Source organism: Ruegeria sp. HKCCSP346, assembly GCF_017872595.1.
Classification (GTDB): domain Bacteria; phylum Pseudomonadota; class Alphaproteobacteria; order Rhodobacterales; family Rhodobacteraceae; genus Ruegeria.
Map to the genome: position 1 here is coordinate 1,383,260 of NZ_JAEDOT010000001.1, position 25,949 is coordinate 1,409,208.

Annotated in this window: 24 protein-coding genes; 10 read left to right on the top strand and 14 right to left on the bottom strand. The window is 59.0% G+C overall.

What is annotated here, in order from left to right; genetic code table 11:
• The first annotated feature begins 15 nt into the window (after positions 1 to 15).
• Positions 16 to 462, top strand: a complete 447-nt coding sequence (locus I9185_RS06930; RefSeq protein ID WP_171362466.1) for a DUF4174 domain-containing protein — start codon at positions 16 to 18, stop codon at positions 460 to 462.
• Between the two features lie 76 nt (positions 463 to 538).
• Here I9185_RS06930 and I9185_RS06935 read toward each other — a convergent pair whose 3' ends face one another.
• On the bottom strand, positions 539 to 2,587 hold the full coding sequence (locus tag I9185_RS06935; RefSeq protein WP_210092651.1) for an acetyl/propionyl/methylcrotonyl-CoA carboxylase subunit alpha: 2,049 nt from the start codon (positions 2,585 to 2,587) through the stop codon (positions 539 to 541).
• A gap of 116 nt (positions 2,588 to 2,703) precedes the next feature.
• Positions 2,704 to 2,907 (bottom strand): hypothetical protein, encoded by a 204-nt coding sequence (locus I9185_RS06940; protein WP_152458720.1) that lies wholly within the window; start codon positions 2,905 to 2,907, stop codon positions 2,704 to 2,706.
• Positions 2,908 to 3,557: 650 nt separating this feature from the next.
• Here I9185_RS06940 and I9185_RS06945 point away from each other — a divergent pair.
• The gene (locus tag I9185_RS06945) at positions 3,558 to 4,709 is read left to right on the top strand and encodes a DcaP family trimeric outer membrane transporter (protein WP_171630886.1); all 1,152 of its coding nucleotides are present in this window, start codon (positions 3,558 to 3,560) and stop codon (positions 4,707 to 4,709) included.
• An 86-nt stretch (positions 4,710 to 4,795) separates the two neighbouring features.
• Here I9185_RS06945 and I9185_RS06950 read toward each other — a convergent pair whose 3' ends face one another.
• From I9185_RS06950 to I9185_RS06960, 3 genes are all read right to left on the bottom strand, one after another.
• Entirely contained in the window at positions 4,796 to 5,149 is a 354-nt protein-coding gene (locus I9185_RS06950; protein ID WP_152458722.1) for a hypothetical protein, read from the bottom strand.
• Positions 5,150 to 5,282: 133 nt separating this feature from the next.
• Positions 5,283 to 5,768 (bottom strand): DUF6497 family protein, encoded by a 486-nt coding sequence (locus tag I9185_RS06955; protein WP_209832465.1) that lies wholly within the window; start codon positions 5,766 to 5,768, stop codon positions 5,283 to 5,285.
• 109 nt (positions 5,769 to 5,877) lie between these two features.
• The gene (locus tag I9185_RS06960) at positions 5,878 to 7,410 is read right to left on the bottom strand and encodes an acyl-CoA carboxylase subunit beta (protein ID WP_171630880.1); all 1,533 of its coding nucleotides are present in this window, start codon (positions 7,408 to 7,410) and stop codon (positions 5,878 to 5,880) included.
• 183 nt (positions 7,411 to 7,593) lie between these two features.
• Here I9185_RS06960 and I9185_RS06965 point away from each other — a divergent pair, with 183 nt between their 5' ends.
• Both I9185_RS06965 and I9185_RS06970 read left to right on the top strand, forming a co-directional pair.
• The gene (locus tag I9185_RS06965) at positions 7,594 to 8,799 is read left to right on the top strand and encodes a multidrug effflux MFS transporter (protein WP_171630878.1); all 1,206 of its coding nucleotides are present in this window, start codon (positions 7,594 to 7,596) and stop codon (positions 8,797 to 8,799) included.
• A 63-nt stretch (positions 8,800 to 8,862) separates the two neighbouring features.
• On the top strand, positions 8,863 to 10,263 hold the full coding sequence (locus tag I9185_RS06970; protein WP_210092652.1) for a helix-turn-helix transcriptional regulator: 1,401 nt from the start codon (positions 8,863 to 8,865) through the stop codon (positions 10,261 to 10,263).
• An 81-nt stretch (positions 10,264 to 10,344) separates the two neighbouring features.
• On the opposite strand, the gene I9185_RS06975 is transcribed toward I9185_RS06970, so the two are convergent.
• The 7 genes from I9185_RS06975 to I9185_RS07005 all read right to left on the bottom strand — a co-directional run bounded on the left by I9185_RS06975 (position 10,345) and on the right by I9185_RS07005 (position 16,830).
• Positions 10,345 to 10,584 (bottom strand): YdcH family protein, encoded by a 240-nt coding sequence (locus tag I9185_RS06975; RefSeq protein WP_152458727.1) that lies wholly within the window; start codon positions 10,582 to 10,584, stop codon positions 10,345 to 10,347.
• A 100-nt stretch (positions 10,585 to 10,684) separates the two neighbouring features.
• The gene (locus tag I9185_RS06980; RefSeq protein WP_210092653.1) at positions 10,685 to 11,332 is read right to left on the bottom strand and encodes a thermonuclease family protein; all 648 of its coding nucleotides are present in this window, start codon (positions 11,330 to 11,332) and stop codon (positions 10,685 to 10,687) included.
• A 55-nt stretch (positions 11,333 to 11,387) separates the two neighbouring features.
• Positions 11,388 to 13,046: a choline dehydrogenase gene (gene betA / locus I9185_RS06985; RefSeq protein WP_171227852.1), complete on the bottom strand. Its 1,659-nt coding sequence runs from the start codon at positions 13,044 to 13,046 to the stop codon at positions 11,388 to 11,390.
• 70 nt (positions 13,047 to 13,116) lie between these two features.
• The gene (gene betC, locus I9185_RS06990; RefSeq protein ID WP_210092654.1) at positions 13,117 to 14,625 is read right to left on the bottom strand and encodes a choline-sulfatase; all 1,509 of its coding nucleotides are present in this window, start codon (positions 14,623 to 14,625) and stop codon (positions 13,117 to 13,119) included.
• Positions 14,622 to 15,194, bottom strand: a complete 573-nt coding sequence (gene betI / locus I9185_RS06995; RefSeq protein ID WP_171630867.1) for a transcriptional regulator BetI — start codon at positions 15,192 to 15,194, stop codon at positions 14,622 to 14,624. Before betI ends, betC begins: the two co-directional genes overlap by 4 nt.
• Before the next feature lie 87 nt (positions 15,195 to 15,281).
• Positions 15,282 to 16,190 (bottom strand): DMT family transporter, encoded by a 909-nt coding sequence (locus I9185_RS07000; protein WP_171633757.1) that lies wholly within the window; start codon positions 16,188 to 16,190, stop codon positions 15,282 to 15,284.
• A 40-nt stretch (positions 16,191 to 16,230) separates the two neighbouring features.
• Entirely contained in the window at positions 16,231 to 16,830 is a 600-nt protein-coding gene (locus I9185_RS07005) for a LysE/ArgO family amino acid transporter (protein WP_171114801.1), read from the bottom strand.
• Between the two features lie 87 nt (positions 16,831 to 16,917).
• Here I9185_RS07005 and I9185_RS07010 point away from each other — a divergent pair, with 87 nt between their 5' ends.
• Positions 16,918 to 17,811, top strand: coding sequence for a LysR family transcriptional regulator ArgP (locus I9185_RS07010; protein WP_171722875.1), 894 nt, complete (start codon positions 16,918 to 16,920; stop codon positions 17,809 to 17,811).
• Positions 17,812 to 17,837: 26 nt separating this feature from the next.
• Positions 17,838 to 18,527: a nitroreductase family protein gene (locus I9185_RS07015; RefSeq protein ID WP_171722874.1), complete on the top strand. Its 690-nt coding sequence runs from the start codon at positions 17,838 to 17,840 to the stop codon at positions 18,525 to 18,527.
• 11 nt (positions 18,528 to 18,538) lie between these two features.
• Here the strand turns inward: I9185_RS07015 and I9185_RS07020 are convergent, their stop codons facing one another.
• Both I9185_RS07020 and I9185_RS07025 read right to left on the bottom strand, forming a co-directional pair.
• On the bottom strand, positions 18,539 to 19,816 hold the full coding sequence (locus tag I9185_RS07020) for a permease (protein WP_210092655.1): 1,278 nt from the start codon (positions 19,814 to 19,816) through the stop codon (positions 18,539 to 18,541).
• A gap of 149 nt (positions 19,817 to 19,965) precedes the next feature.
• Positions 19,966 to 20,706: a YebC/PmpR family DNA-binding transcriptional regulator gene (locus I9185_RS07025; RefSeq protein WP_152458737.1), complete on the bottom strand. Its 741-nt coding sequence runs from the start codon at positions 20,704 to 20,706 to the stop codon at positions 19,966 to 19,968.
• A gap of 110 nt (positions 20,707 to 20,816) precedes the next feature.
• On the opposite strand from I9185_RS07025, the gene I9185_RS07030 reads away from it, so the two are divergent.
• From I9185_RS07030 to I9185_RS07045, 4 genes are all read left to right on the top strand, one after another.
• Entirely contained in the window at positions 20,817 to 22,589 is a 1,773-nt protein-coding gene (locus tag I9185_RS07030) for an SLC13 family permease (protein WP_210092656.1), read from the top strand.
• A gap of 16 nt (positions 22,590 to 22,605) precedes the next feature.
• Positions 22,606 to 23,340 carry a glutamine amidotransferase gene (locus I9185_RS07035; protein ID WP_210092657.1) on the top strand — a complete coding sequence of 245 codons (735 nt, stop codon included), beginning with the start codon at positions 22,606 to 22,608 and terminating at the stop codon, positions 23,338 to 23,340.
• 73 nt (positions 23,341 to 23,413) lie between these two features.
• Positions 23,414 to 24,271 (top strand): bile acid:sodium symporter family protein, encoded by an 858-nt coding sequence (locus I9185_RS07040; protein WP_171630853.1) that lies wholly within the window; start codon positions 23,414 to 23,416, stop codon positions 24,269 to 24,271.
• A gap of 10 nt (positions 24,272 to 24,281) precedes the next feature.
• Positions 24,282 to 25,943, top strand: coding sequence for an FAD-binding dehydrogenase (locus tag I9185_RS07045; RefSeq protein WP_210092658.1), 1,662 nt, complete (start codon positions 24,282 to 24,284; stop codon positions 25,941 to 25,943).
• Positions 25,944 to 25,949: the final 6 nt, after the last annotated feature.

Consider the following 25,949-nt stretch of genomic DNA (forward strand, 5'->3'; position numbering starts at 1 on the left):
GGAACAGGAGGCCACATGACACGCACGCTTGCCTTTGTTTTCTTGGCACTAATCCCGATGTCTGTCTGGGCGGCGGATGGCACGGCGACGACGGATGACAGTTTTGTCCGCCCGGTGGGTGACAGCGAACTCAGCGAGTTTCTTTGGGTCAACCGACCTATCGTAGTCTTTGCCGACACGCCAGCGGACCCGCGGTTCCAGCAACAGATCGACATGCTGGTCGAGGGCGAAGCCGCAATGCGTGAGCGTGACGTGGTGGTTCTGACCGACACCGACCCATCGGCGCGGTCTCCGATCCGGTCACAGCTGCGCCCGCGCGGGTTCCAGATGGTATTCGTCGACAAGGACGGCGTGGTCAAACTGCGCAAACCTTCTCCGTGGAGCGTGCGCGAGATTGGCCGATCCATCGACAAGACCCCCTTGCGCGAACGCGAAATCCGCGATCGGCGCGAAGGCGGCTGACCGCTTTCGCCACCCCGAAAGACCCCGGCACAGAATGCCGGAGGCTTTGACGGGTATGGCAAAAGCGCGGTCATGATCACTCGAACTCGATGATCACTTCGTCCACGGCGAGACTGTCGCCGGGGCCTGCATTGATCTTGGCAACGATGCCCTTCTTCTCGGCGCGCAGGATGTTTTCCATCTTCATCGCCTCGATGGTGCACAGCGCTTGACCTTCCTGCACCTCCTGCCCCACTTCGACGTCGATCTTCACGACCAGGCCGGGCATCGGGCACAGCAGCATTTTCGAAGTGTCCGGCGGCAGTTTTTCAGGCATCAGCCGCGCCAGTTCGGCCTGACGCGGGGTACGTATCTGCACCTTGAGATCCGCGCCGCGGTTACGGATGCGGAACCCGCCCGAGATCTTGCCCACCTTCATGACCAGCGGCGCTTCATCGACCGTCATGACGGCAAGTTGATCACCCGGTGTCCAATCACCCGTCACCCGCATTTCCTGACCGTCGTCAAACCTAATCGTGGCCCCGTCCTGATCCGCGTTAACCTTGACGGGCCACTGGATCTCGCGCCCGAAGGAAACAACCCAATCGGTGCCGACCTTGCGTTCGTGATTATCCATCCGGCCCGACACGCGGGTCCGGCGAATTTCTGCGACGCGATGCATGGCCGCGCAGGACGCCGCAATCCGGCGCAGGTCTGCCTCGGCCAGTTCGACGCCCTCGAACCCGTCGGGGTATTCCTCGGCGATGAAGGCCGTGGTCATATCGCCGCTGATGAATTTCGGATGATCCATCACGGCGGACAGGAACGGCAGGTTGTGGCCAATGCCTTCAACCTCGAAACTGTCCAGCGCCACGCGCATCGCCTCGATCGCCTGATCACGGGTCGGAGCCCAGGTACACAGTTTGGCAATCATCGGGTCGTAATACATGCTGATCTCACCGCCCTCATAGACGCCGGTGTCATTTCGAACAGCAACATCGCCTTCGGGCGCATCCCCCTGCCATTTGCCGTTGGCCAGCATCGGTCCGGCTGCCGTCTCCTGCGGCGGGCGATACCGGGTCAGACGGCCAATCGAGGGCAGGAAGCCGCGATACGGATCCTCGGCGTACAGGCGGTTTTCGATCGCCCATCCGGTCAGTGTCACGTCGTCCTGCGTGATCGACAGCTTTTCACCCGCTGCTACGCGGATCATCTGTTCGACCAGATCAACGCCGGTGATCAGTTCGGTGACAGGGTGTTCAACCTGCAAACGCGTGTTCATTTCCAGGAAATAGAAGTTCTTTTCACCGTCAACGATGAACTCTACCGTTCCCGCGCTGGAATAGCCCACGGCCTTGGCCAGGGCCACCGCCTGTTCCCCCATGGCTTTGCGCGTCGCTTCGTCCAGAAACGGCGACGGCGCCTCTTCCACGACTTTCTGGTTCCGGCGCTGGATCGAGCATTCGCGCTCGCCAAGGTAGATGCCGTTTCCATGACTGTCGCACAGAACCTGAATTTCGATGTGACGCGGTTGGGTCACGAATTTCTCGATGAAGATCCGATCATCCCCGAACGAGCTTGCGGCTTCGTTCTTTGACGACTGAAAGCCCTCGCGCGCCTCGTCGTCATTCCACGCGATCCGCATGCCCTTGCCGCCGCCGCCGGCGCTGGCCTTGATCATGACAGGATAGCCGATCTCGTTCGAGATTTTGACCGCCTCTTCCGCGTCTTCGATCAGCCCCATATATCCGGGAACCGTCGACACATTCGCGTCCTGCGCGATTTTCTTCGAGGTGATCTTGTCGCCCATCGCCTCGATCGCGCCTTTCGGAGGACCGACGAAAACCACACCTTCGGCTTCCAGCGCCTCGGCAAACTTGGCGTTTTCGGACAGGAAACCATAACCGGGATGGACCGCCTGCGCGCCGCTCTGGTGGATGGCGTCCATCACCTTGTCGATAACGATATAGGACTGGTTTGCAGGTGGCGGGCCGATATGGATGGCTTCGTCCGCCATCGACACATGCAGCGCGTTCTTGTCCGCGTCCGAGAAAATGGCGACGGTGCCGATACCCATCTTGCGGGCGGTCTTGATAACCCGGCAGGCGATCTCGCCCCGGTTGGCGATCAGGATCTTATTGAACATGGAACGTCCTTTGGCTTGGTGTTCTGGAAACGCAAAACGCCGCCGCAGGGAACAATCCCCACGACGGCGTGATGCGCGATGACGGGCGGGACGACATGCGCCCCGCAAAATATGCGTTAGTTACAGGTGTTCTGTGTCTTGCAGTACAGCACGTTGCCCGCCGCGCCGACTGCTGCGCCAAACAACGGGTCCGCGTTGAGGACGGCCGCCCCCACTGCCCCGGCACCGCCGCCGAGGATTGCCTGTTCGCCCGTGGTGTCTCCGCAGGCGGCCAGACCCGCGCAGGTCGTCGCCACAAGGATGAAGCGTGAGAATCGCATAGTATCTGCCCTTTTTGGTTTCTTGGTCCTTTTCGGGTCAGATGCGCGAAACACACCCTGTTATTCAATATCAACGGACGCGCCGGCGATTTTTGTGCGGGATTTTGCCTCTTTTTGTCCGTGACAGGCAAAAAGAAAAACGCGGACAGGACTATGTGGGGAACACAAGCCTGCCCGCGCAAGGAAGGGGTACGGAATAGTAGGTGCATGTGCGGCGCAGGCAAAGTAGAGCCGCACGGCTCAACCAGTTTGCACAGCACAATATTGCCGGCAAACACAGTATTGTTTCCAATCGGGATTTCGGCTGGAATCTGCCCACACCCGGAAATGCCGCGCAACTTCGCGCCTATTCCGGTTCGATACTGCTCGGGCGTTTGAGGCCGCTTTACCGTCACAGTTTCGTGACAGATCAAGCCGCTTCCCGCGCGTTTCGCGGTTGCAGCATCACGACTCTCGGTCAGCGTTGGACATACAGAACCGCCTTGCGCCAATGCGTTATCCAAGCGGCTCAAGACGTCGTGTTTCAGCGCAGTAAAAAACACACATTTACTTGAAAAATCAAAGCCTTCACTTCCCATTCTCGTGATTTCCCAAGGTTTGCACCTCGTGAAACGGTCCTTGTGCACACTCGCACTCAAAGGAACACCCACATGACGAAGACTAGAAAAAAGGCACTCCTGCTTGCTGCCTCTGCGCTTTGTGTGACCAGCACGCTTGCCTTTGCTCAGGACGCCCAAACCCAAGCCGAACTTGACGCCTTGCGCGCCCGGGTCGAGGCGCTGGAATCCGCCAGTGCCAGCCCTGCCAACGGTGACTTCCGCATCGGTAACACCGTTCTGGACGTTTATGGCTATGTAAAGGCCGACTTCTTCTACGATTTCGAGTTCGATCAGGGCGACACGGCGTTCGTGAATGTCATCGGGGAACCGTCGGCCGCGACCGATGGTACATTTGGTGCCACCGTCCGCCAATCGCGGATCGGTCTGCGCACCACCACCCCAAGCGGTATCGGCGATATCGGCGGACAATTGGAACTGGATCTGTTCGGTTCCGGCGGAACGGCCGAATTGCGTATACGCCACGCCAATATCACCATCGGTGACAACTGGCTGATCGGACAGACCTGGACCAACTTCATGCCGCTGGACACCTACCCGACCTCGGTGGAATTCAACGGCCCCGTTGGTATCCCTTTCGCACGGGTTCCGCAGGTTCGCTATACCAACTCTTTCGGAACGAACACGTCCTTCGCCGTTTCGATCGAAGAGAATGTCGGCGGTTCGAACTCGGACGATCCGGTTTTGACCGCATCCGCCGAATACAATGACGGGACTTATGTCGCACGTGTGTCCGGCCTTTATGGCAAGGCGGAATCCGGCAATGTCGAAGTTGATCAGACCGGGTTCACGATATCCGGCTCGGTTCGCCCATGGCAGGGCGGTCTGTTCCAGGTCAACTATGTGAACGGCGAGGCACTCGGCCCGTACCTGATCGGCCTTGGTGATCCCATCGTGAACGGCCAGGCCAATGACGTGGATGGATACACCATCGAATTCCGGCAGGATCTGAGCCCGAAATGGAATGTTGGCATTGCATACGGCAAAGAAGACTATGACCTGCCGACCTCGACCGGAACCCTGTCGTTTACCGAACTGGAAACGATCCACGTCAACGCATTTTACAAGGCAACCGAGGATCTGACACTCAGCGCCGAGTACATCTATGGCGAACGGAACGACGCGCCGACCGGCAGAACCTTTGACGGAAGCCGCGTTCAGCTGGCCGCTCAGTTGAACTTCTGACGCCGCACACGGATCCTGCCCGGTTTCGGGCAGGGTCATCCCGAAACCGGTTTTGAAGGGCTGATATGCGGCGGCCTGGATCACGATCAGCCTGTCCCGTCGATTACGTCGGGAAAGGACGCACGGGCGGCGTCCACATCGATCACCAGCATCGCGTCATAGCTGGCCGGATCAAAAGGATCTTCCGCCGGGATGACTTCGCGCCCAAAAAGCCAGCTGAGACGTCCGGCATCCAGGTTGCCCCTCTCGAACGGCTGATCGCCGAAATGCGCCCAAAGGGCCTCCATGAAGGCGGCATCGGCACGTTTGTCCGCCGGTTTGCGATCCCGGAACCGTTCCCTCCGCGTCAGCGGCGTCACACCCTTGGGATTGGCGCGGCGAATAGTGAACTGAAAATCGGTGCCTGAAAGACGCCCTGGAAACCCGCGATGTTTCAGCATGGCGACACTCCACAGCTTTGTTTTGCAGTCAAAAATAGTTCGAACCCGAACTTGGATGGGATCATGTTGCGCACCTCCAAAGCCGCACCGTTGGTCTGAGAAGCTTTGACGTCATGACAGCGTGAGTTCATGGTCAAAGCCCTTCCCAGATACAACGGGACTGCTCCAGCCGGTAGGCTTCAAAATACTGTGTCGCGTCCGGAGCGGTGTCGCCGAATTCCACCGGGCGATCAGACAGGGAAATGACAACTCTGGATGGCTGCAATTCGTGCAGAGCCACATAAGGAACGGCAAGAACCTGGCACAGATGCTCCATATCCCTGGACGCCACATCATAGCCGATCCGTCCCACTGATGCTCCGATCTTCGGGGCGACAAATCGAAAGCGCACCCAAAGCTCACCGGGGTTGTTGTCCAGCAGGACATCGCTCAGATGCACGGGCTGACCGGACGGTACCGGCAACGAACTGTCTGTCTGGGCAAAAACAGGAGCGCCGAGCGCGCACAATACCAGACATATGGCACGATCCCGGACCCACCGAAGGCAGGCTCCTCCTTCCGGGATCGCGCGCGCAGTGCTTTTGGCCTGCGCGGTTCTATGTCTGACGGGTCGGATCATTCAACTATTTGTCGCTTTTTGTCAATTCCGCCGCAATTTTGAGCATTTCCTGCTCAGAATCGGACTACCGGTGCCAACAACCGGGGCGGACAACGCCGCCCCGAATGGGTCAAAGCGGAATATTGTCGTGCTTTTTCCATGGGTTCTTAAGCTGTTTGCCGCGCAAACTGGCAAAGGCCCTGGACACGCGCCGGCGGGTCGAATGCGGCATGATGACCTCGTCGACGAACCCGCGTTCGGCGGCGACAAAGGGGTTTGCAAACCGATCTTCATAATCGGCGACATGCTGTGCGGTCTTTTCCGCATCATGCAGATCTGCCCGGTGAATGATCTCGGTTGCACCCTTGGCACCCATCACCGCGATTTCGGCTGTCGGCCAGGCATAGTTGAAATCGCCGCGCAGGTGTTTGGACGCCATAACCACATAGGCACCGCCATACGCCTTGCGCGTGATCACCGTGACCTTGGGCACGGTCGCCTCGCCATATGCATAAAGCAGCTTTGCGCCGTGCTTGATCACGCCGCTATATTCCTGCTGTGTGCCCGGCAGAAAGCCCGGAACATCGACAAGCGTCAGGATCGGAATTTCGAAACAGTCGCAGAACCGCACGAACCGCGCCGCCTTGCGCGAACTGTCGATATCCAGACATCCCGCCAAAACCATCGGCTGGTTCGCCACCACACCTACGGTCTGACCTTCCAGCCGGATAAAGCCGGTGATGATGTTCTTGGCGAAATCTTCCTGAATTTCGTAGAAATCGCCTTCATCGGCTATTTTGGTGATGAGTTCCTTCATGTCGTAGGGCGTGTTCGGATTGTCCGGAACCAGAGTGTCCAGCGAATCCTCGATCCGGTGAGGGTCATCAAAGAACGGGCGCACCGGAGGTTTTTCGCGGTTGTTGAGCGGTAGGAAATCCACCAGACGGCGCACTTCTGCCAATGCTTCCACATCGTTTTCAAACGCGGCGTCGGCGACCGAGGACTTCTTGGTGTGGGTCGAGGCGCCACCCAGTTCTTCAGCCGTTACAACCTCGTTGGTAACCGTTTTGACCACGTCGGGGCCCGTCACGAACATGTAAGACGAGTCTTTGACCATAAAAATGAAGTCAGTCATCGCGGGGCTGTAAACCGCACCGCCGGCACATGGGCCCATGATCACGCTGATCTGCGGAACCACCCCCGAGGCCGTGATGTTGCGCTGAAACACTTCGGCATACCCGGCCAGCGAAGCCACGCCTTCCTGGATTCGCGCACCGCCCGAATCGTTGATTCCGACAATTGGTGCTCCGTTTTGCACCGCCATATCCATGATCTTGCAGATCTTCTGGGCATGCGTCTCGGACAGCGACCCACCAAAGACCGTAAAGTCCTGGCTGAACACATAGACCATGCGGCCGTTGATGGTGCCCCAGCCGGTGACAACGCCATCACCTGCAGGTTTTTGTTTTTCCATTCCGAATTCGGTGCATCGATGACTGACGAACATGTCGAATTCTTCAAAGCTGCCCTCATCCAGCAACAACTCGATCCGCTCTCGCGCCGTCAGTTTTCCGCGCGCATGCTGGGCATCAATCCGCCTCTGCCCGCCGCCCAGTCGTGCGTCGTTGCGGCGGTTTTCCAACTCGGAAAGGATGTCTTTCATGACGATTATCCCCTGTAAAATTTACCGGGACCCTACCCCTTTGCGCCTCTCATCCAAAGCCCTTTTCGGCAAATTTGCAAATATTCAGCAACAACAATCTGGATAACTGTAAACTTGCAAAGCCTCTTATTGAGATCGCTGGATTGCTGGCAATCCCAAATTCCATGACTATACATGTGAACCATGCAGTTCAGCTCTCGCGCGGTTCGCCGCACACCACCCACATTGGCGACACTGGTATTGCTCGCGGGCTTGTCTGCGCTGAGCATGAACCTGTTTCTGCCGAGCCTGCCGAACATGGCCGCGTATTTTGGCGCCGATTACAAGGTCATGCAGCTGTCGATCGCGCTGTATCTTCTGGTCAATGCCGTTCTGCAAATCCTGATTGGGCCGCTCGCCGACAAGGCAGGTCGCAGGCCAGTTCTGCTGTGGGGGATCGGCTTGTTCCTGCTGGCCACGCTTGGATGCATCTATGCCCCCAACGTTGAAATCTTTCTGGCGTTCAGAATGTGCCAGGCGGTCGTGGTTGTCGGCATGGTTCTCAGCCGGGCCGCGGTAAGGGATATGTACGATCAGGATCAGGCGGCATCGATGATCGGATATGTGACAATGGGTATGGCCGTGGTCCCGATGATCGGCCCGGCGATCGGCGGGCTGCTGGAGGAAAGCTTTGGCTGGAAAGCGAATTTCTGGCTGCCTTTCGCCCTGGGTGGATTGACGCTTGCCTTGACCTTCGCGGATTTTGGCGAAACGTCAGCCAAAAGCGGCAAGACCCTTGTTCAGCAGTTCAAGGAATACCCTGAACTTCTGACCTCGCCACGGTTCTGGGGCTATTCACTGTCCTGCGCGTTGTCTTCGGGCACCTTCTTTGCCTATCTCGGTGGCGCGCCCTTTATTGGAACCGAGCTGTTCGGACTAAGCGCGGCACAGGTCGGCATCTATTTTGGTGCACCGGCAGTCGGTTATTTTGTTGGCAACTTTCTGAGCGGTCGTTTTTCCATGCAGATTGGCATCAACCGGATGGTGTTGTGGGGCAGCCTGCTGAACGCCTTGGGCGTTGCGCTTTCGGCATCCTTGTTCCTCGCAGGTCTGGGCACCGCACTCAGCTTTTTCAGCTTGATGACCTTTGTGGGCGTCGGAAACGGCATGGCCATTCCCAATGCCACTTCCGGCGCATTGTCTGTTCGTCCGCATCTGGCCGCAACCGCCTCGGGGCTGAGCGGCGCAATCATGCTGGGGGGCGGCGCGGGCCTGAGCGCGTTGGCAGGCACCCTGCTGACCCGGGAAACCGGAGCCATGCCGTTGCTTTGGCTGATGCTCACCTCCGCAGTTCTGGCGATTTTCGCAATTGGATCCGTCATTCGGCGAGAACGGCAATTGGGGCTGTAACGACTTGCCCAGAAAACTTTGCAAAGTTAGTCTTCCAAAATAGAAAACTTGCAAAGGTACCTCATGGCCACCCAAAAGCTCTATGCCGGCGCGAAACTGCGTGAAATGCGCACGCGACTGGCCCTGACACAACGCGAATTCGCGGCGAAACTGGGTGTTTCACTCCCATATCTGAACCAGATGGAGAACAACAACCGGCCGATCTCGACCACGGTTGTGTTGGCTCTGGCACAAGAATTCGGCATGGATGTCACCGAGCTCAGCACCGGCGACAGCGAGCGACTGGTGTCGGACATGCGCGAAGCTTTGGCCGACCCGGTTTTTGCGGATATTCTGCCGCCACTTGCCGATTTACGCCTGACGGCATCAAACGCCCCGGCCTTGGCCCGCGCATTTATCGAGCTGCACAAAACCTACCGTCAAACGCATGAACGCCTCGCGTCACTGGACGAAGCTTTGGGGCGGGAAGACGCCCGAATGCAGGCCAGCCCCTGGGAAGAGGTGCGGGACTTCTTCCACTATTGCGACAACTACATCGACGCCGTGGACCGGGCCGCAGAGCTGTTCGCCAATCGCGCGGAAAGCCCGGGCAGCATCCGGCAGGCTGCTTTGAACAGCCTGACAGAGCGCGGTATTCAAGTGATGTTCTCTGACATCGCCCCTTTGCGCACCTATGACGCTGAAAGCAAAGTCCTGCGCCTTTCCTCCCGCTCGACTCCGCAAACGCAAGTGTTTCAACTGCTGTTGCAGGTCGCATTGATCAGTCAGGACAAGCTGCTGGAAGCGACACTGGATTTTGCCAAGTTCCAAAGCGAAGAGGCACGGTCCATCGCCAAGATCGGCCTCGCCAATTATTTCGCCGGCGCTTCCTTGATGCCCTATTCCGCATTCCTGACCGCCGCTCAGGAAGAGCGCCACGATCTGGAGCTGCTCAGCAACCGGTTCGGCGCATCGATTGAGCAGGTTGCGCATAGACTGTCGACGCTGCAACGCCCCGGTGCAAAAGGTATCCCGTTCTTTTTTGTCCGCGTGGATCAGGCCGGAACAATCACGAAACGGCACTCGGCCACGCGTCTGCAATTTGCACGGTTTGGTGGCGCATGCCCCCTTTGGAACGTGCATCGGGCCTTTGAAACGCCGGGCCATTTCCTTCGGCAACTGGCAGAAACGCCGGATGGTGTGCGTTATATCTCGCTGGCTCGGGATGTGTCGAAATCAGGTGGTTCATTCGGCGCACCGGTCAGGCGGTACGCAATTGCGCTGGGGTGCGAGGTACGCCACGCCCCGGCGCTCGTGTATGCCGACAACCTCGACATAAACAACGCCAGCGCTTACGAGCCCATCGGCATTTCCTGCCGCATCTGCGAGCGGCAAAACTGCCATCAGCGCTCGGTCCCGCCGCTGGAACGTCGGCTCAGCATCGACACCCATACGCGCGGCACCCTGCCATACGAAGTCACCTGAGTTCGTATGGCCAGAAATTAACCGGGGGAGCCCCGACCGGGGCCGGGAAAGGATAGGGACAGTATCCCCCGGCCATAATGTTCAGGCCTTGGACAAAATCGCCCAGATTTCGTCTTTCAGCGCTGCCCGCTTCTTGCGCAAATCAACTTCGGCCAGGTCTTCCATGGGTTCGACGTTGGTTTCAGCCCGATGCACAACGCGATTGACCTCGTGATACTCATCAGCCAGACGGGCAAAATGCGCGTCCGTTTGCTTGAGCTGGCTCATCAGTTCAACCTTGTCCGGAAACTCTTCGGCCAGTTCATGCGGGGTGTGGGACATGTCTGTTCGCTCCTTAATATGTCGTTGCATATCAGTGGTAGAAGCGTGACGCGCCGCCCACTTTGACGCGGATCAATTTCACACAGTAAAAATTCAGAATTCAGCGTCGCGCAGCACGCCAACCCGCTGCACGTGCTTCGGCAGCAGAGCAAAACCATCGCTCGCCCTTGGCTGCGCTGATCCGGGTCTTGGAATAGTACCTCTGGCCCGGTTCGTGAAAGATCCTTTCGCCCTTTGACGAAACATTTCCATTAATAATGCATACATCAGAGGATTTCGGTTTCTTGCGCGCCCTGTGCACCCAAGGCACCTGAATCTGAGTTTTGTGCAATCCCCTGTTTCCAGTCTTCGCAACCCGCTCGGCGCCTGCATACGTGTCCGAATATTTGCGGTACGCAAAGGCCAAGCCCTGCTCTACAATCTGGGTGGCGACGTCTTCGCGCTCCACGCTGCACCGAGCAACGATGCGACCGTAGCGATCCCGATCCACCGGGACACATGTGGTCATCCGTCCCTGAAACTGCTTCTGAACCATATGAGTGGCCCACGCCCCGCACGGCCAGCTTGATCCGTCGGAATCCTGACAGGTCTGATCCAGTTCGGGCGCATCGATACCGTGCAGCCGCACCCGAACACCACCGACATTCCAGGTGTCCGCATCGATTACGTGAACCCGACCCGCAAGGTGCTCTGCGGCATGGGTTAGACCTGGCAGCAGAAGAACAAGGGTTAAACAAATCCTTAACATGCCCCCGATATGCGCGGTATTTCACGCGCATTCAACCGGGGGCCGTTTGGAAAGGTTAACGTTGAGCGGTTGCCCAGTTGGGGTGAATCCACGGACGATCATTGGCCTTCGGCAACGGATCTTTGCCCAATAGCGAATCCGACACTTTTTCACCCACCATGATAGACGGCGCATTAAGGTTGCCGTTGGTGATCTGCGGAAAGATTGAACTGTCCGCAACGCGCAACCCGTCCACGCCGATGACACGGCCTTGGGGGTCGACTACCGCATTCTTGTCATCCGCGCGCCCCATCCGACACGTACCGCAGGGGTGATAGGCGCTTTCCGCATGCTCCGCGATAAAGGCGTTCAGCTCTTCATCCGTTTGGACAGCGGAACCGGGCTGAATTTCCTTGCCCGCAAAGGGCTTGAAGGCGGCTTGCCCAAAGATTTCGCGGGTCAGCCGGATACAGGTGCGGAAATCCTCCCAATCCTTTTCATGGCTCATGTAGTTGAACTTGATCACCGGCGCATCTGCGGCTTGGGCAGAGCGCAATGTGACCGCCCCGCGTGACGGGGACCGCATCGGGCCGACATGCGCCTGGAACCCGTGCCCCTCGGCAGCGGCCTGCCCATCATAGCGCACCGCTATCGGCAGGAAGTGGTATTGAATGTCGGGGTATTCCACGCCCGGCTTCGACCGGATGAACGCAGCGCTTTCGAACTGGTTCGATGCGCCCAGTCCCGTTTTGGTAAACAGCCATTGCGCCCCGATCAGGCCCTTGCTGAACAGGTTCCAGTGCTTGTAGAGCGTGATCGGTTGCAGCGACGCCTGTTGGATATACAGCTCTAGATGGTCCTGTAGGTTAGCACCAACCCCCGGGCGATCCGCCACGACGTCGATCCCATGCTCGGCCAGATGCGCCGCTGGGCCGATACCGGACAACATCAGCAGCTTGGGCGAATTGATCGACGATGCCGCCAGAACAACTTCGCGCCGGGCCTTGATGACCTCTTTCCTGCCGCCACGGATCAGTTCGACCCCTGTGGCGCGGCCGTTTTCCATGACAACCCGAGACGCAAGACCGCGCACGATATCGCAATTGTCGCGCTTGAGCGCAGGTTTCAAATAGGCATTCGCCGCAGACCAGCGCCGCCCTTTCCAGACGGTCTGCTCCATCGGGCCAAAGCCTTCCTGCTTTTCACCGTTGTAGTCGCCCGTGACTTCGTAACCGGCCTGCTGACCGGCATCCACAAAGGCCTGAAACAACGGGTTCTCGCGCGGGCCGCGCGACACGTGCAGCGGACCGTCAGTGCCGCGCCATGCCGGATCGCCCCCGTGGCCGCCGTCGTGCCAGGTTTCCATCCGTTTGTAATAAGGCAAAACATCCGCGTAAGACCAACCGTCAGCCCCCATCTCGGCCCAGGTATCGAAATCGCGCGCGTGGCCGCGAACATAGACCATGCCATTGATCGAGGACGACCCGCCGATCACCTTGCCGCGCGGACAGGCTAGGCGGCGGTTGTTCAGGTGCGGCTCGGGCTCGGACTGATAGCCCCAGTCATAGCGCGACATGTTCATCGGATAGCTCAGCGCCGCCGGCATCTGAATGAACGGCCCCATATCGGTGCCGCCGTGTTCGATCACCAGAACCGAGGCCCCGGCCTCGCTCAGACGATATGCCATTGCGCAGCCTGCGGACCCTGCGCCGACGATGACAAAATCTGCTTCCATTTCCACAACTCCTGCCCCGCCGAGAAGGTTGGATGCCTCCGGCGGGAGTATTTTCGAAAAGATGAAGAGGTTATTCGCCGCGTGGGAACCGGGCGCTTTCCTCGACGATGTTCAGATCCATGTGATTGCGCATGTAGCGTTCCGACGCTTTTTGCAGCGGCTGATAGTCCCACGGGTAGTATCCGCCCTGCCGCAGCGCTTCGTACACAACCCAACGCCGCGCCTGGCTGGCACGGACTTCGGCGTCGAAGCGATCCAGATCCCAACGGGCCTCGGATTTGGCACGCAGTGTTTGCAGCGTACCTGCGTGTTCGGGGCTGTCTGCCAGATTGTTCAGTTCGTGCGGGTCGGCCTCAAGATCAAACAACTGATCAGGGTCCAGCGCACAGCGGTTGTATTTCCACTTGCCATATCGCAACGAGACCAGCGGCGCGTAGGATGCCTCGGCCGCGTATTCCATGGCTACCGGTGTGGTTCGTTCCTCGCCCAGTGCCAACGGCACGAGGTTTTCGCCATCGGTCCAGGGGGCAATCTCGGCCATGTCTACGCCGGCCAGCGCCCCTAGGGTCGGCGTTACGTCAATTGTTGACACCGGAGCATCAATCCGGCCGGCGGGCAGATCAGGCGACGCGATCATAAGCGGCACTCGCGCCGAACCTTCGTAGAAGTTCATCTTGAACCACAGCCCGCGTTCACCCAACATGTCCCCGTGATCCGAAACGAAAAGGATGATCGCCTCTTGCCGGGTGGTTTCCAGCACTTCGAGGATTTCGCCTATCTTGTCGTCCAGATAGGAAATATTGGCGAAATAGGCGCGGCGCGACTTGCGAATGTCTTCCTCGGTGATGTCGAAGCTACGCCAGTCGTTGGCATCGAAGATCCGCTTGGCGTGAGGATCCTGGTTGTCATAGCCGATATCAGCGATTTCGGGCAGCAGATGCGCGCAATCCTCGTAAAGGTCCCAGTATTTGCGCCGGGCGACATAGGGATCATGCGGATGTGTGAAGCTGACGGTTACGCACCACGGGCGATCATCCTTGCCGCGTGCCAGATCATAAAGCTTGGCCTTGGCGTTGTAGGCGACCTCGTCATCATATTCCATCTGGTTGGAAATCCCGGCAATACCCGCGCCGGTGACGGACCCCATGTTGTGATACCACCAGTCGATGCGTTCACCCGGCTTGCGGTAATCCGGGGTCCAGCCGAAATCGGCCGGGTAGATGTCGGTGGTCAGGCGGTCTTCGAACCCGTGCAGCTGATCGGGACCGACGAAATGCATCTTGCCCGACAGGCAGGTGTAATAGCCCGCGCGGCGCAGGTGATGTGCGTATGTGGGGATATCGCTGCGAAACTCGGCCGCGTTGTCATAGACGCCGGTGCGCGACGGCAATTGACCGGACATGAAGCTGGCCCGCCCGGGCGCGCACAAGGGCGACGCCGTGTAAGCGTTGGCAAACCGGGTTGACCGTTCTGCCAGTTTCTTCAGGTTCGGAGCGTGAAGCCAATCAGCGGGACCGTCTGGAAAGAGAGTCCCGTTGAGCTGATCCACCATCAGGATCAGAATGTTCGGTTTTGTCATTTTTCAGCCTCGAGCAGAGTGTTGAGCACACGCATCGCGTGGTTCACGGCCAGTTGCGGTTCTTCAGGGGCGCTGAGTGCGGCGCGGATGTACAGACCGTCAATCAGGGCAACCATGTTCTCGGCCGCCTCTTGCGGGTCAGCCAACTTGTGCCGCAGGGCGTGGGTCAGATTGGATTTGATGCGGGCCTGATAGATCTGCCACAGGCGCAGGGCATCATCATTTGTCTGAGCCAGCACATAGAAGGTCATCCATGCCGCGATCACATCGGGTGTGAAACAAGAAGGCGCAAAACACGCCCTGACGATCGCCTGCGCCCTTTGGTCCGGCGTAGCCGCTTTCAGCTCGCCCCTTGCTTCTTCGCCGAAGTCCGACAGGATCCGGCGCATGGCGGCCAGAAAGATCTGATCCTTGCCGCCGAAATAGTGATGCGCAAGCGCGCTGGACATGCCCGCACGTTTGGCAATCTGACTGACGGTTACATCAAGGGATTTCTTCACGCCCAGCTCAGCGATTGTCGCGCGAACAATCGCATCCCGGCGGATTGGCTCCATTCCGACTTTTGGCATCGTTCTCCCCTTGAGCAGGCGTCACGGGACCACGCTAGGGGGTTTTTATTGACTCGTCAATTAATGAAAAATCAGAGAGCGATGTCGTTACAGCTTCGGCGCAATACTCGGAGGCGTCAAGTCCTTGCGGTTCAACATGAATTCGCGCCACGATATAAAGCTCACGGCGGCAAGGATCAGCGTGCCGCCCGCGACAACCCACACGTCAACGCTTTCATGGAAAACCGCGGCGCCCAGGATCGTGGCCCATATCAGCTGAAGAAACGTCACCGGCTGCGTGACGGCCACTGGCGCCGCCTGAAGCGCCAGGGTCATGAAATAGTGCCCGGCGGTCGCAAAGCTGGCCACCAGAAAAAGAACCCCGATATCCCGCAGGCTTGGCTGCGTCCAAACGGCGATCGCAAAGGGTATCAAGGCAATGGTCACCCAGATCGACAGATGTGCCACAACGACGGCGGGCGGTACGTCACGCACCAGAATCTTGGCCAATAAATACGACCCCCCAAGGGTCAGGGCCGTTCCCAGCATGGCCAGATGGCCTGATGACACTTCGCGAAACCCGGGCCGCAGGATGATCAGGACGCCAACCAGAGCGACCAAAATCGCAGCAATCCGGCGAAAGGCCAGCTTTTCGCCCAAAAACAGGGCCGCCCCCAGTGTGACGTAAACCGGAGTCATGTAATTCATGGCTGTAACTTCGGCCAGTGGGATCTGTGTCATCGCAAAGAACCAGAGCATGACCGCAACCGCATGCACGACGCCTCGCAGACCGAACAGCGTCAGCAGGCGGGGGGTCAGATGCGTCGCCATGATCGACCGCATGGCCGGCAACAGAAACACCAACCCCAGCACATATCGCAGAAAGGCGGCCTGGATGGAATTCATCGATGTGCCCAGCGACTTCACCAGCGCGGTCATCACAACAAAGGACAAGCCGGCGGCGAACATCCAGAACATGCCGGCAAGCGGACGGGACGATACGGTGGATGAAGTCATGTTCAAGGTTGAACACCGAAACCCGGCCGGGAACAACCCTTCACATGGTAACAAGTTTCAGCGCGATACCCAACATGACCACGCCAATCCCTGCGTCCAGCACCTGCCACGCCCTGGGGCGCGCAAAAACAGGCGACAGGATGCTTGCCCCATAGCCAAGCGAAAAGAAGAATACAAAGCTGGATGTCATCGCGCCGAGGGCGAAACCAAGCCGGTCGTCATATTGGGCCGAGATCGAGCCGATCAGCACGACCGTATCCAGATATACATGCGGATTCAGCCAGGTGAACGCGAAAACCGTCAGCAGCGCAGCCTTGAGGCTGGTTCGCTTGCCATTGCCGATTTCCATCACCGAACCACCCAGCCAGGACGACCGAAGACTGCGCAAGCCATACCAGGTCAGGAATGCCGCCCCACCGTATCGCATCACGGTTTCGAACCAAGGTGCGGCCTGTGCCAGTGTGCCAAAACCTGCTACGCCTGCTCCGATCAGGATGGCATCAGACACCGCGCAGGTCAGGCACAGAAAAAACACATGCTCGCGCCGCAGGCCCTGCCTCAGAATAAAGGCGTTCTGCGCCCCGATGGCGAGGATCAGGCTGAAACCCAGCGCGAAACCGGCGATCACGGATGTAGGCATGGTATCTCCTGCGTTGCCTTTGCGTTGACTATTGGCCGCGATGCGATCTATCAAATTAAAGATGTTGCCCTCAGTTAAGTTTTGCTAATGCTGCTGGATCCTCACCAATTGGCCGCTTTGTCAGCCATTCTACGCCATGGCAGCTTTGATGCGGCGGCGGCGGAACTGGCTGTAACCCCTTCGGCGATATCCCAGCGGATAAAAGCGCTGGAGGATCGCGTGGGCGCCTCGCTCATCCATCGGGGAACCCCTTGCACCGGAACGCCAGCCGGGCAGCGCATCGCACGTTACGCTGAAGATGTCGGTCTGCTCGAGGCGCAGCTGGCACGGGAATTGGCTCTGGTACAAGAACCCGGGTCCGCAAGGGTTCGCGTTGCGGTACCCGCCGACATTCTGGCCACCTGGTTCATTGACGCGATGGCGCGGGTGCCCGACCTGCTGTTCGACCTTGTGATCGACGATCAGGATCATTCTGCAGACTGGCTGAGGCGCGGCGAGGTCAGCGCCGCCGTCACTGTCGGCGGACAAACCGTGAGCGGTTGCGACGCGATTGAGCTGGGCGTGTTGAGGTATCTGCCCACCGCCAGCCCGGAATTTGTCAACACCTGGTTCAAGAACGGCGTGACCGAGGAAACCCTCAGCAAAGCGCCTTGCCTTGTCTTCAACAGGAAGGACGGTCTGCAAAAAGCGTGGATCGCACATCACACCGGCAAACATCTGTCACCGCCTTTCCACTTCCTGCCATCTTCGCAAGGGTTCGTTGATGCCGCAATCGCCGGAATTGGCTGGGGCATGAACCCCGCAGCCCTTGTGCAAGACGCCATGGCGCGCGGACTTCTGAGCCCGATCGTTCCAGATGCGCCACTGGACATCGCGCTCAGCTGGCAGGTCGGGCGGGTTCTTGCCCCGGCGCTCAAACCCCTTACACAGGCAGTCCAGCATGCTGCGCAACGGGTTTTACTACCGTCACAAGGCAAATAGTCAGACTCATTCGATTGGAGGAACCAATGTTCTCGCGCGACGCCCTCAGTTATGACCCCATTCCCCTGCCCGACCGATGCGAGATCAGTGATGCGGACATGCAGGACGCGGCAGTGGCTTTTTTTGAAAAGATGCGGCGACGTCATACCGTTCGGGACTTCTCCACGCGCCCGGTGGCTCGTGACGTGATCGAAACCTGCCTGCGCACCGCGGGAACGGCCCCGTCAGGTGCAAACCACCAGCCCTGGCATTTTGCTGCCATCTCGGACCCCAAGCTGAAACTGCGCATCCGCGAGGAAGCCGAGGAAGAAGAGCGTCGCTTTTACGCGGGAGCGGCGGGCGATGAATGGATCAAGGCTCTGGAACCCATCGGGACAAACGCAGTCAAGGAACATCTGACCATCGCCCCGTGGCTGATCGTGGTCTTTGCCCAACGCTGGGGGCAATTCGAAGACGGGACGCGGTACAAGAATTACTATGTGCCAGAAAGTGTGAACATTGCCACCGGCTTTCTGCTGGCGGCGTTGCATCACGCCGGTCTCAGCACATTGACACATACCCCGAATCCGATGCGATTTCTGACCGATGCGCTGGGTCGGCCCGCTTCAGAGAAACCGACAATGATCATCGCAGTTGGACATCCCTCGGAAACCGCGACCGTGCCGTCCGTTGCAAAGCTGAAAAAGCCCCTGGACGAGATTTCTTCCTTTTTCTAGGCGGAGCCGCATCAGCCCTGTGTGCCAGAGGCGTCCTTTCGGCCCGGCGACATCGTCAGATAGCATGTCACGCAGGCCACCAGGCTGGCCGCGACTATGAACCCGACGGCCAATGCAACCTCGTGCATATGGGCGACCGCGGCCAGAGCCGCCGAAAGCAGCACCGCCAACAAACGGGCAAAAGACTTGATCGCGGCTGATCCCTGAACGCGCTGTTCCTTGGGCGCGACGTCCAGGAAATAGAGCTTGCGTGCGCTGCTGATCCCGGTCACCGCAACGGTGACGACAAACAGCGCGATCGCGTGCAGATGCACATCGTGATCGATACCCAAGTCGTGAAATGCCAGAAGAACACCGCCCGTTGCGACCACCATCAGTGTCCCGACCACCATGACGGCACGATGAGACTTCATGTTTACAACCTGCCACAAAGGTCCGGACACAAGATAGCCCGAAGCAGATGAAACAATCATCGCAGTCAGTCCCTTGGCCGAGCTGTGATGCGCCTCGGCCGCGATCAGCGCGAAGAACGGGACAGAGAGCGAAACAGCCACCAAGAGCATTCGCATGACCATGTAACGCCGAAACCACGAGTATTGGAACATGCCCAGAATACCCCGGGCATTGGCCTTGAACGACAGCTTTGCTGTGGGTCCGGTCTTGTTTGCCGACTCCGCCGAGCGGGCATTCTCTGTCATGGCCAACATCAAAAGCCCTGACAGCATGAAAAACGCAACCGATACACCGATCATGGTTGAGTGGCGCGAAAAAGGTGGGTTTTCCTTGGTGATCTGATGCACCAACATGGCAAGACCGATGGCACACAGGCCTCCGCCCCCAAGTTGCAGGTAATGCAGGACCATGCGCGAACGCGAGTGGACATGATCGCCCAGCAGATCGGTAAACATCAGGTTCTGCACCTCGTCCACAAGACCGATCACGAAAAAGACCGCCACGAAAACCACTGCGATCAACGGAACGACCCCGGTCGCGGCGGCCACCATTGCCAGGACCAGACAGGATCCGATGATCGCTTCGGTCAGAGCGATTGCGCGTTTCTTTTGCGATTTCGCCGCGACGGATTGCGCCAGAAAGAAATCGGAAATCATGCTGCCAATCATTCGCACCGAAACCAGCGCGCCCGCCACGAACATCGGCAGTTCGAATGACACGGCCAGAAACGGCAAAACCACCGACGGGCTGCCCAGAGTCCACGCAACCTGAGACACGATACTCTGCCCAGCAAGAACCGGCACGTTTCGCTTGGCCTTTTCAGCAGTCGCATCCATCGCGGATCTTTCGGTGGTGTTGTCCCGGAATTTCCGAGTTTTTCCAGCCTATGCGTTTCGAAGGGTTCAGCCAACAACTCTTCGAAACTGTCCGAAAATGAAAAAACCCGGCGGTTGAGCCGGGTTTCGCCGTCAAGATCCGCAACAGCTCAGAGCTGTGCCATCACCTCATCCGAGGCCTCGAAATTGGTCGTGACACGCTGTACGTCGTCATCGTCTTCCAGCGCGTCCACCAGCTTCATTAGCTTTTGCATGTCTTCCAGACCCAGCTCGGTCGTGGTGGTCGGCTTCCAGACCAATTTGGTGGATTCCGATTCACCCAGCGCAGCTTCCAACGCGTTCGAAACGTCGTTCAGATCCGTATCCGCACACCAGATGATGTGTCCATCCTCTGAACTTTCGACATCTTCCGCGCCGGCCTCGATGGCGGCTTCGAATATGGTGTCTGCGTCACCCGCCGTTGCCGGGTAAATCACTTCGCCCTTGCGTTCAAACATAAACCCGACCGAGCCCGTCTCGCCCAGATTGCCGCCGTTCTTGGAAAAGGTCGAACGCACGGTCGACGCAGTGCGGTTGCGGTTGTCCGTCATGGTTTCAACAATCACGGCCACGCCGTTGGGGCCATAGCCCTCGTAGCGGATTTCTTCGTAATCGTCGCCTTCACCGGCGGTGGACTTTTTGATCGCGCGGTCAATCACATCCTTGGGAACCGAGTTCGACTTGGCCTCTTTCACGGCCAGACGCAAGCGCGGGTTCTTGTCGGGATCGGGGTCGCCCATCTTGGCGGCAACGGTGATCTCTTTCGACAGTTTGGAAAACAGTTTGGACCGCGCGGCGTCCTGACGCCCCTTGCGGTGCTGGATGTTGGCCCATTTTGAGTGGCCTGCCATAATGCGTCCTCGTCATCGTGATTGCGTGTTCGGCGCTCATATAGACGTTTGCAGGGGGCAGGATCAAGAGAGCGGCTTGCGACGGCTTCACCGACTAGTATGGTGACGGCATGACGACAGACCAGATCATTCTTTTTGCGCTTTTCATCACCGTCTTCGGAATGCTGCTGTGGGGCCGGTTTCGATACGACCTTGTGGCCTTTGCCGCGCTGATGATCGGCGTCGTGCTGGGCGTCGTGCCAATGGACGACGCCTTTGTCGGGTTTGGCCACCCGGCCACCATCATCGTGGCGCTGGTTCTGGTCGTCTCTGCCGGTCTGGTCCGGTCCGGAGCAGTGTTCCTGATCACCCGCACGCTGGTGGATGCCTCGCGGGGTCTGGGCGCGCATATCGCCCTGATGGGTGGGATCGGTGCGGTTCTGTCGGCCTTCATGAACAACGTAGCGGCGCTGGCGCTGCTGATGCCCGTGGACATTCAGACCGCACGCAAGGCCGGACGATCAGTGGGCCTGTCGCTGATGCCGCTGAGCTTTGCCACCATTCTGGGGGGGATGGCGACGCTGATCGGCACACCTCCGAACATCATCATCGCGTCGATCCGGGCCGAAACACTGGGCGAGCCGTTTCACATGTTCGATTTTGCCCCGGTCGGTGGGCTGGCCGCGATCGCCGGTCTTGCCTTTGTCGCACTGGTAGGCTGGCGCCTGATCCCCAATCGCGGACCGCAGGCCGAGACATCGGAAACCTTGGCCGAGTACATTGCCGAGCTGACCGTTCCCCCGGAATCCGCCCATATCGGCAAACGGGTCAGCGAGCTTTATGAGGTGGCCGAGAAATCGGACGTGGCCATCATCGGATTAATCCGGGATGGCAAGCGTCGCTATGGCCGGTCGGCGCACGCCGTTTTGCAGGAAGGTGACGCGCTGGTTCTGGAAGCCCGACCCGAGGCGCTGGACGAGTTTCGCGCAGCGCTCAATCTCGACTTCTCGGACACGCGCCGGCAGGAGTTGCTGACGGCCGAGGGTGACGGGCTGGAAGTGATTGAAGTCGTCGTGCCGGAAAGCGCGCGCATCACAGGCCGCACCGCACAAGGGCTTGGGCTGGCCTGGCGGCAAAGCACCGTTCTGATGGGCATCTCACGCCAGGGGCGCAGGATCACTGAACAGGTCCGCAAGACCGAGGTTGAACCGGGCGATATCCTGCTGCTGCTCTGCCCCCGCGACCGCGCTGCGGATGTCACGGAATGGCTGGGTTGCCTGCCCCTTGCCGGACGCGGGCTGAACGTAACGGCAAATGACAAGGCATGGCTGGCCATCGGTCTGTTTGCCGCCGCTGTTTTGGCCGCAAGTGTTGGGTTGATCTATCTGCCCATTGCTTTGGGGCTGGTCGTGATTGCTTATGTGCTGACCAAGATCATGCCGATCACCGACATTTACAATCACATCGAATGGCCGGTGGTCGTACTGCTGGGGTCTATGATCCCGCTGGGCAGCGCCTTGGAGACCTCGGGCGGCACCGAACTGATCGCAAACGCCCTGATCCAACTGACCGATGGTCTGCCCGCCTGGGCCATTCTGACCGTATTGATGGTTGTCACGATGACTTTGTCAGACGTGTTGAACAACACTGCCACTGCTATTGTCGCCGCGCCGGTCGGGATACAGATGGCACGCACGCTCGAGGTGTCACCCGACCCGTTCCTGATGACCGTGGCTGTTGCGGCCTCGGCTGCGTTCCTTACCCCCATCGGGCACAAGAACAACACGCTGGTTCTGGGGCCCGGCGGCTATCGATTCGGAGACTACTGGCGCATGGGATTGCCGCTGGAAGTGCTGATCATAGCCGTTTCTGTTCCCGCCATTCTTGTGTTCTGGCCGCTGTGACGGGTAAAGGCTGCGCATGAAACCGTTTTTGATCCTGCAACTGCGCCCCGAAACAGATGCGTCCGATGCCGAATATGCCTCGATCCTGAACCGGAGCGGGTTGTCTCCTGAACAGACGCATCGCATCCGTTTGGATTGCGACGACCTGCCAGAAGGGTTGGATGTCACGGACTATGCCGGTGTCATCGTAGGCGGCGGACCGGGATGCGTCAGTGACGACCCGGCGACCAAATCCCAGCTGGATGCCCGGATCGAGGCTGCGATCATGGGGTTGATGCCGCAGATCATCGCACAAGATCACCCGTTCATGGGCTGCTGCTATGGCCTTGGCATTCTGGCGGCGTATCTGGGCGGCGACGTCAGCAAGGCCCGGTATGGCGAACCCGTCGGACCATCCACGTGCCATTTGACCCCGGAAGGGCAGCGGGATCCGTTGACCGCCGGGTTGGAACCCACTTTCGACGCTTTCGTTGGCCACAAGGAAGCGGTTCAGGCTCTGCCGAAGGGATGCGTGCACCTTGTCGCGTCAGACCCCTGCCCGTTCCAGATGATCCGTTGGGGGCAGAACGTTTACGCCACGCAGTTCCACCCCGAAGCCGACGCCAGGGATTTTGAACAGCGCATCAATATCTACAAGAACCACGGCTATTTCCCGCCTGAAGACGCGCAAAAACTGATCGACCACTGCCATTCGGCCGATGTCACGCAGCCGGGCGAGATCCTGCGCCGGTTCGTCCGACGATACGAATGACCCAACGGCGCGGTTGCCTGCGCCTTGCCCCCTCGCATAGGCTGATCTGACGCAACTTTGGGAGGAGTTGTCCTTGGATTTGCTTTTGAATGTCGGCTTGCCGGTGTCGCTTGCCATTATCATGTTGTCTCTGGGCATCGGGCTGGAGGTGGCAGACTTCCGTCGTGTCCTGAGCCGACGACGCGCCTTTGCCATCGGGGCGGCAAGCCAGATTGTTCTCTTGCCAGTCGCGGCCTTTGTGACGGTCACAATCTTTGCATTGCCCCCCGAGATCGCGGTTGGTTTCATGCTGCTCAGTTTTTGCCCGGGCGGCGTAACCAGCAACATCCTCTCCAAGCTCGCCAAAGCCGATGTCGCGCTTTCGGTCAGCCTGACCGCCGTGATCAGCCTTTTGTCGATGGTGACCGTGCCAATACTGGCCGCGTGGTCGATCAGGCACTTCATGGGCGACGAAGCCCCCGAGGTTTCGATCACCGGTCTGGCTGTTGCATTGTTTCTGATAACAACGCTGCCCGTGGCCATCGGGGTCGGAATTCGCAACTTTGCAACAGGGTTTGCAAACCGCGTAGAGCCGGGATTGTCGACGCTCGCGACCGTTTTGTTCGTGCTGATCGTTGCCGCGGCACTGGCCGGGAACTGGCAATTGTTCGTCGACAATCTTGGCATCATGGGCGCAGGCTTGATTTCTTTGAATATCGCCCTGCTGTTCATCGGGCTCGGGCTGGCGCGGATATCAAACCTGTCCTGGAATGAGTGCAAGACGATCTCGATCGAAACCGGAATTCAAAACTCCACGCTGGGCATTACACTGGCGGCGCTGATCACGAATACCGAAAGCGGGTTCAGCCCGCTGGCCCTGCCCTCGGCAGTTTATGGCATTACGATGTACGCCGTGGTTCTGCCGTTTCTTGTCTGGTTCCGCAGGCGCTGAAAGGACCGTTATGACAAACAACACTGCTGATGCGATCGTAATCGGTGCTGGTCTGGCCGGATTGGCCGCCGCCGCCGAACTGGGCGACCGAGGTAAGAAGGTAATCATACTCGATCAGGAACCAGAAGGTTTTCTGGGCGGCCAGGCCTTCTGGAGCCTGGGCGGCTTGTTCATGGTCGACACGCCGGAACAACGCCGCATGGGTATCCGCGACAGCCACGATCTGGCATTGCGCGACTGGATCGGAAGCGCGCAGTTTGACCGCGAAGAAGACACCTGGCCCCGCAAATGGGCCGAGGCGTATATCGAGTTCGCCGCCGGTGAAATGCGCCCCTGGCTGCATGGCATGGGCCTGCGCTGGTTTCCGGTCGTGGGTTGGGCTGAACGTGGCGGGTCTTATGCAAACGGGCATGGCAATTCCGTCCCGCGCTTTCACATCACCTGGGGCACCGGACCCGGCGTGCTGGAACACTTCATCCGCCGGGTCCGCGACCATGTCAGCGCCGGCCTGATCCAGCTGAAGTTCCGCCATCAGGTCAGCCATATCATCATGCAGAACGGCGAGGCCAAGGGCGTCTCGGGCGAGGTTCTGGCCGATGACGCGGCCCCGCGCGGCGGCAAGACCAACCGTGACGAGGTGGGCGAGTTCGAGGTCTATGCACCATCCGTCATCGTCACCTCGGGCGGGATCGGTGGCAATTTCGAGATGGTGCGCCAGAACTGGCCCCGCGACCGCCTGGGCGAACCGCCCAAGGACATGGTGGCGGGTGTGCCCTTCCATGTGGATGGTCGGATGATCGCCATCAGCGAAAAGGCCGGTGGCCATGTCATCAACGGAGACCGCATGTGGCATTACACCGAAGGCGTGCGCAACTGGGATCCGATCTGGCCCGACCATGGCATTCGCATTCTGCCCGGTCCCAGCTCGATGTGGTTCGACGCGCGCGGAAACCGGTTGCAGCCCCCCTGCCTGCCCGGGTTCGACACGCTGGGCACCCTGCGCGAAATCCTTAAGACTGGCTATGAATACAGTTGGTTCGTCCTGACACAGAAGGTGATCAAGAAAGAATTCGCCCTGTCCGGGTCTGAACAGAACCCCGATTTCACATCAGGCAGCTGGAAGGAAGTGATCCGGCAGCGCATCCTGTCGGGGTCGAAAGCCACCGGCCCGGTCGAGGCGTTCAAGGAAAAGGGCGGGGATTTTGTCGTCGCCAACACGTTGACCGAACTGGTGAGTGGCATGAACCATCTGGGCGGGGGTCTGATCGACGAGGCGCATCTGCGCGCCCAGATCGAAGCACGGGATTCACAGGTGGACAATCCGTTCTCAAAAGATGCGCAGATGATGGCGATCCTGGCGGCGCGCAACTATCGCGGCGACAAGCTGATCCGCACCGCCAAACCGCACAAGTTCCTGGACCCCAGGAATGGCCCGCTGATCGCGGTCAAGCTGCACGTGCTGACCCGCAAGACACTGGGCGGTTTGCAGACCAATCTGGACAGTCAGATGATCGGCGCCGACGGTCAGGTTGTGCCGGGCCTGTTCGCAGCCGGCGAAGTCGCCGGGTTCGGAGGCGGTGGCTATCACGGCTACAACGCGCTTGAGGGAACTTTCTTGGGCGGCTGCATCTTTTCGGGTCGCAACGCCGGACGATCGAGGGCCATCGCGTGACAGCCC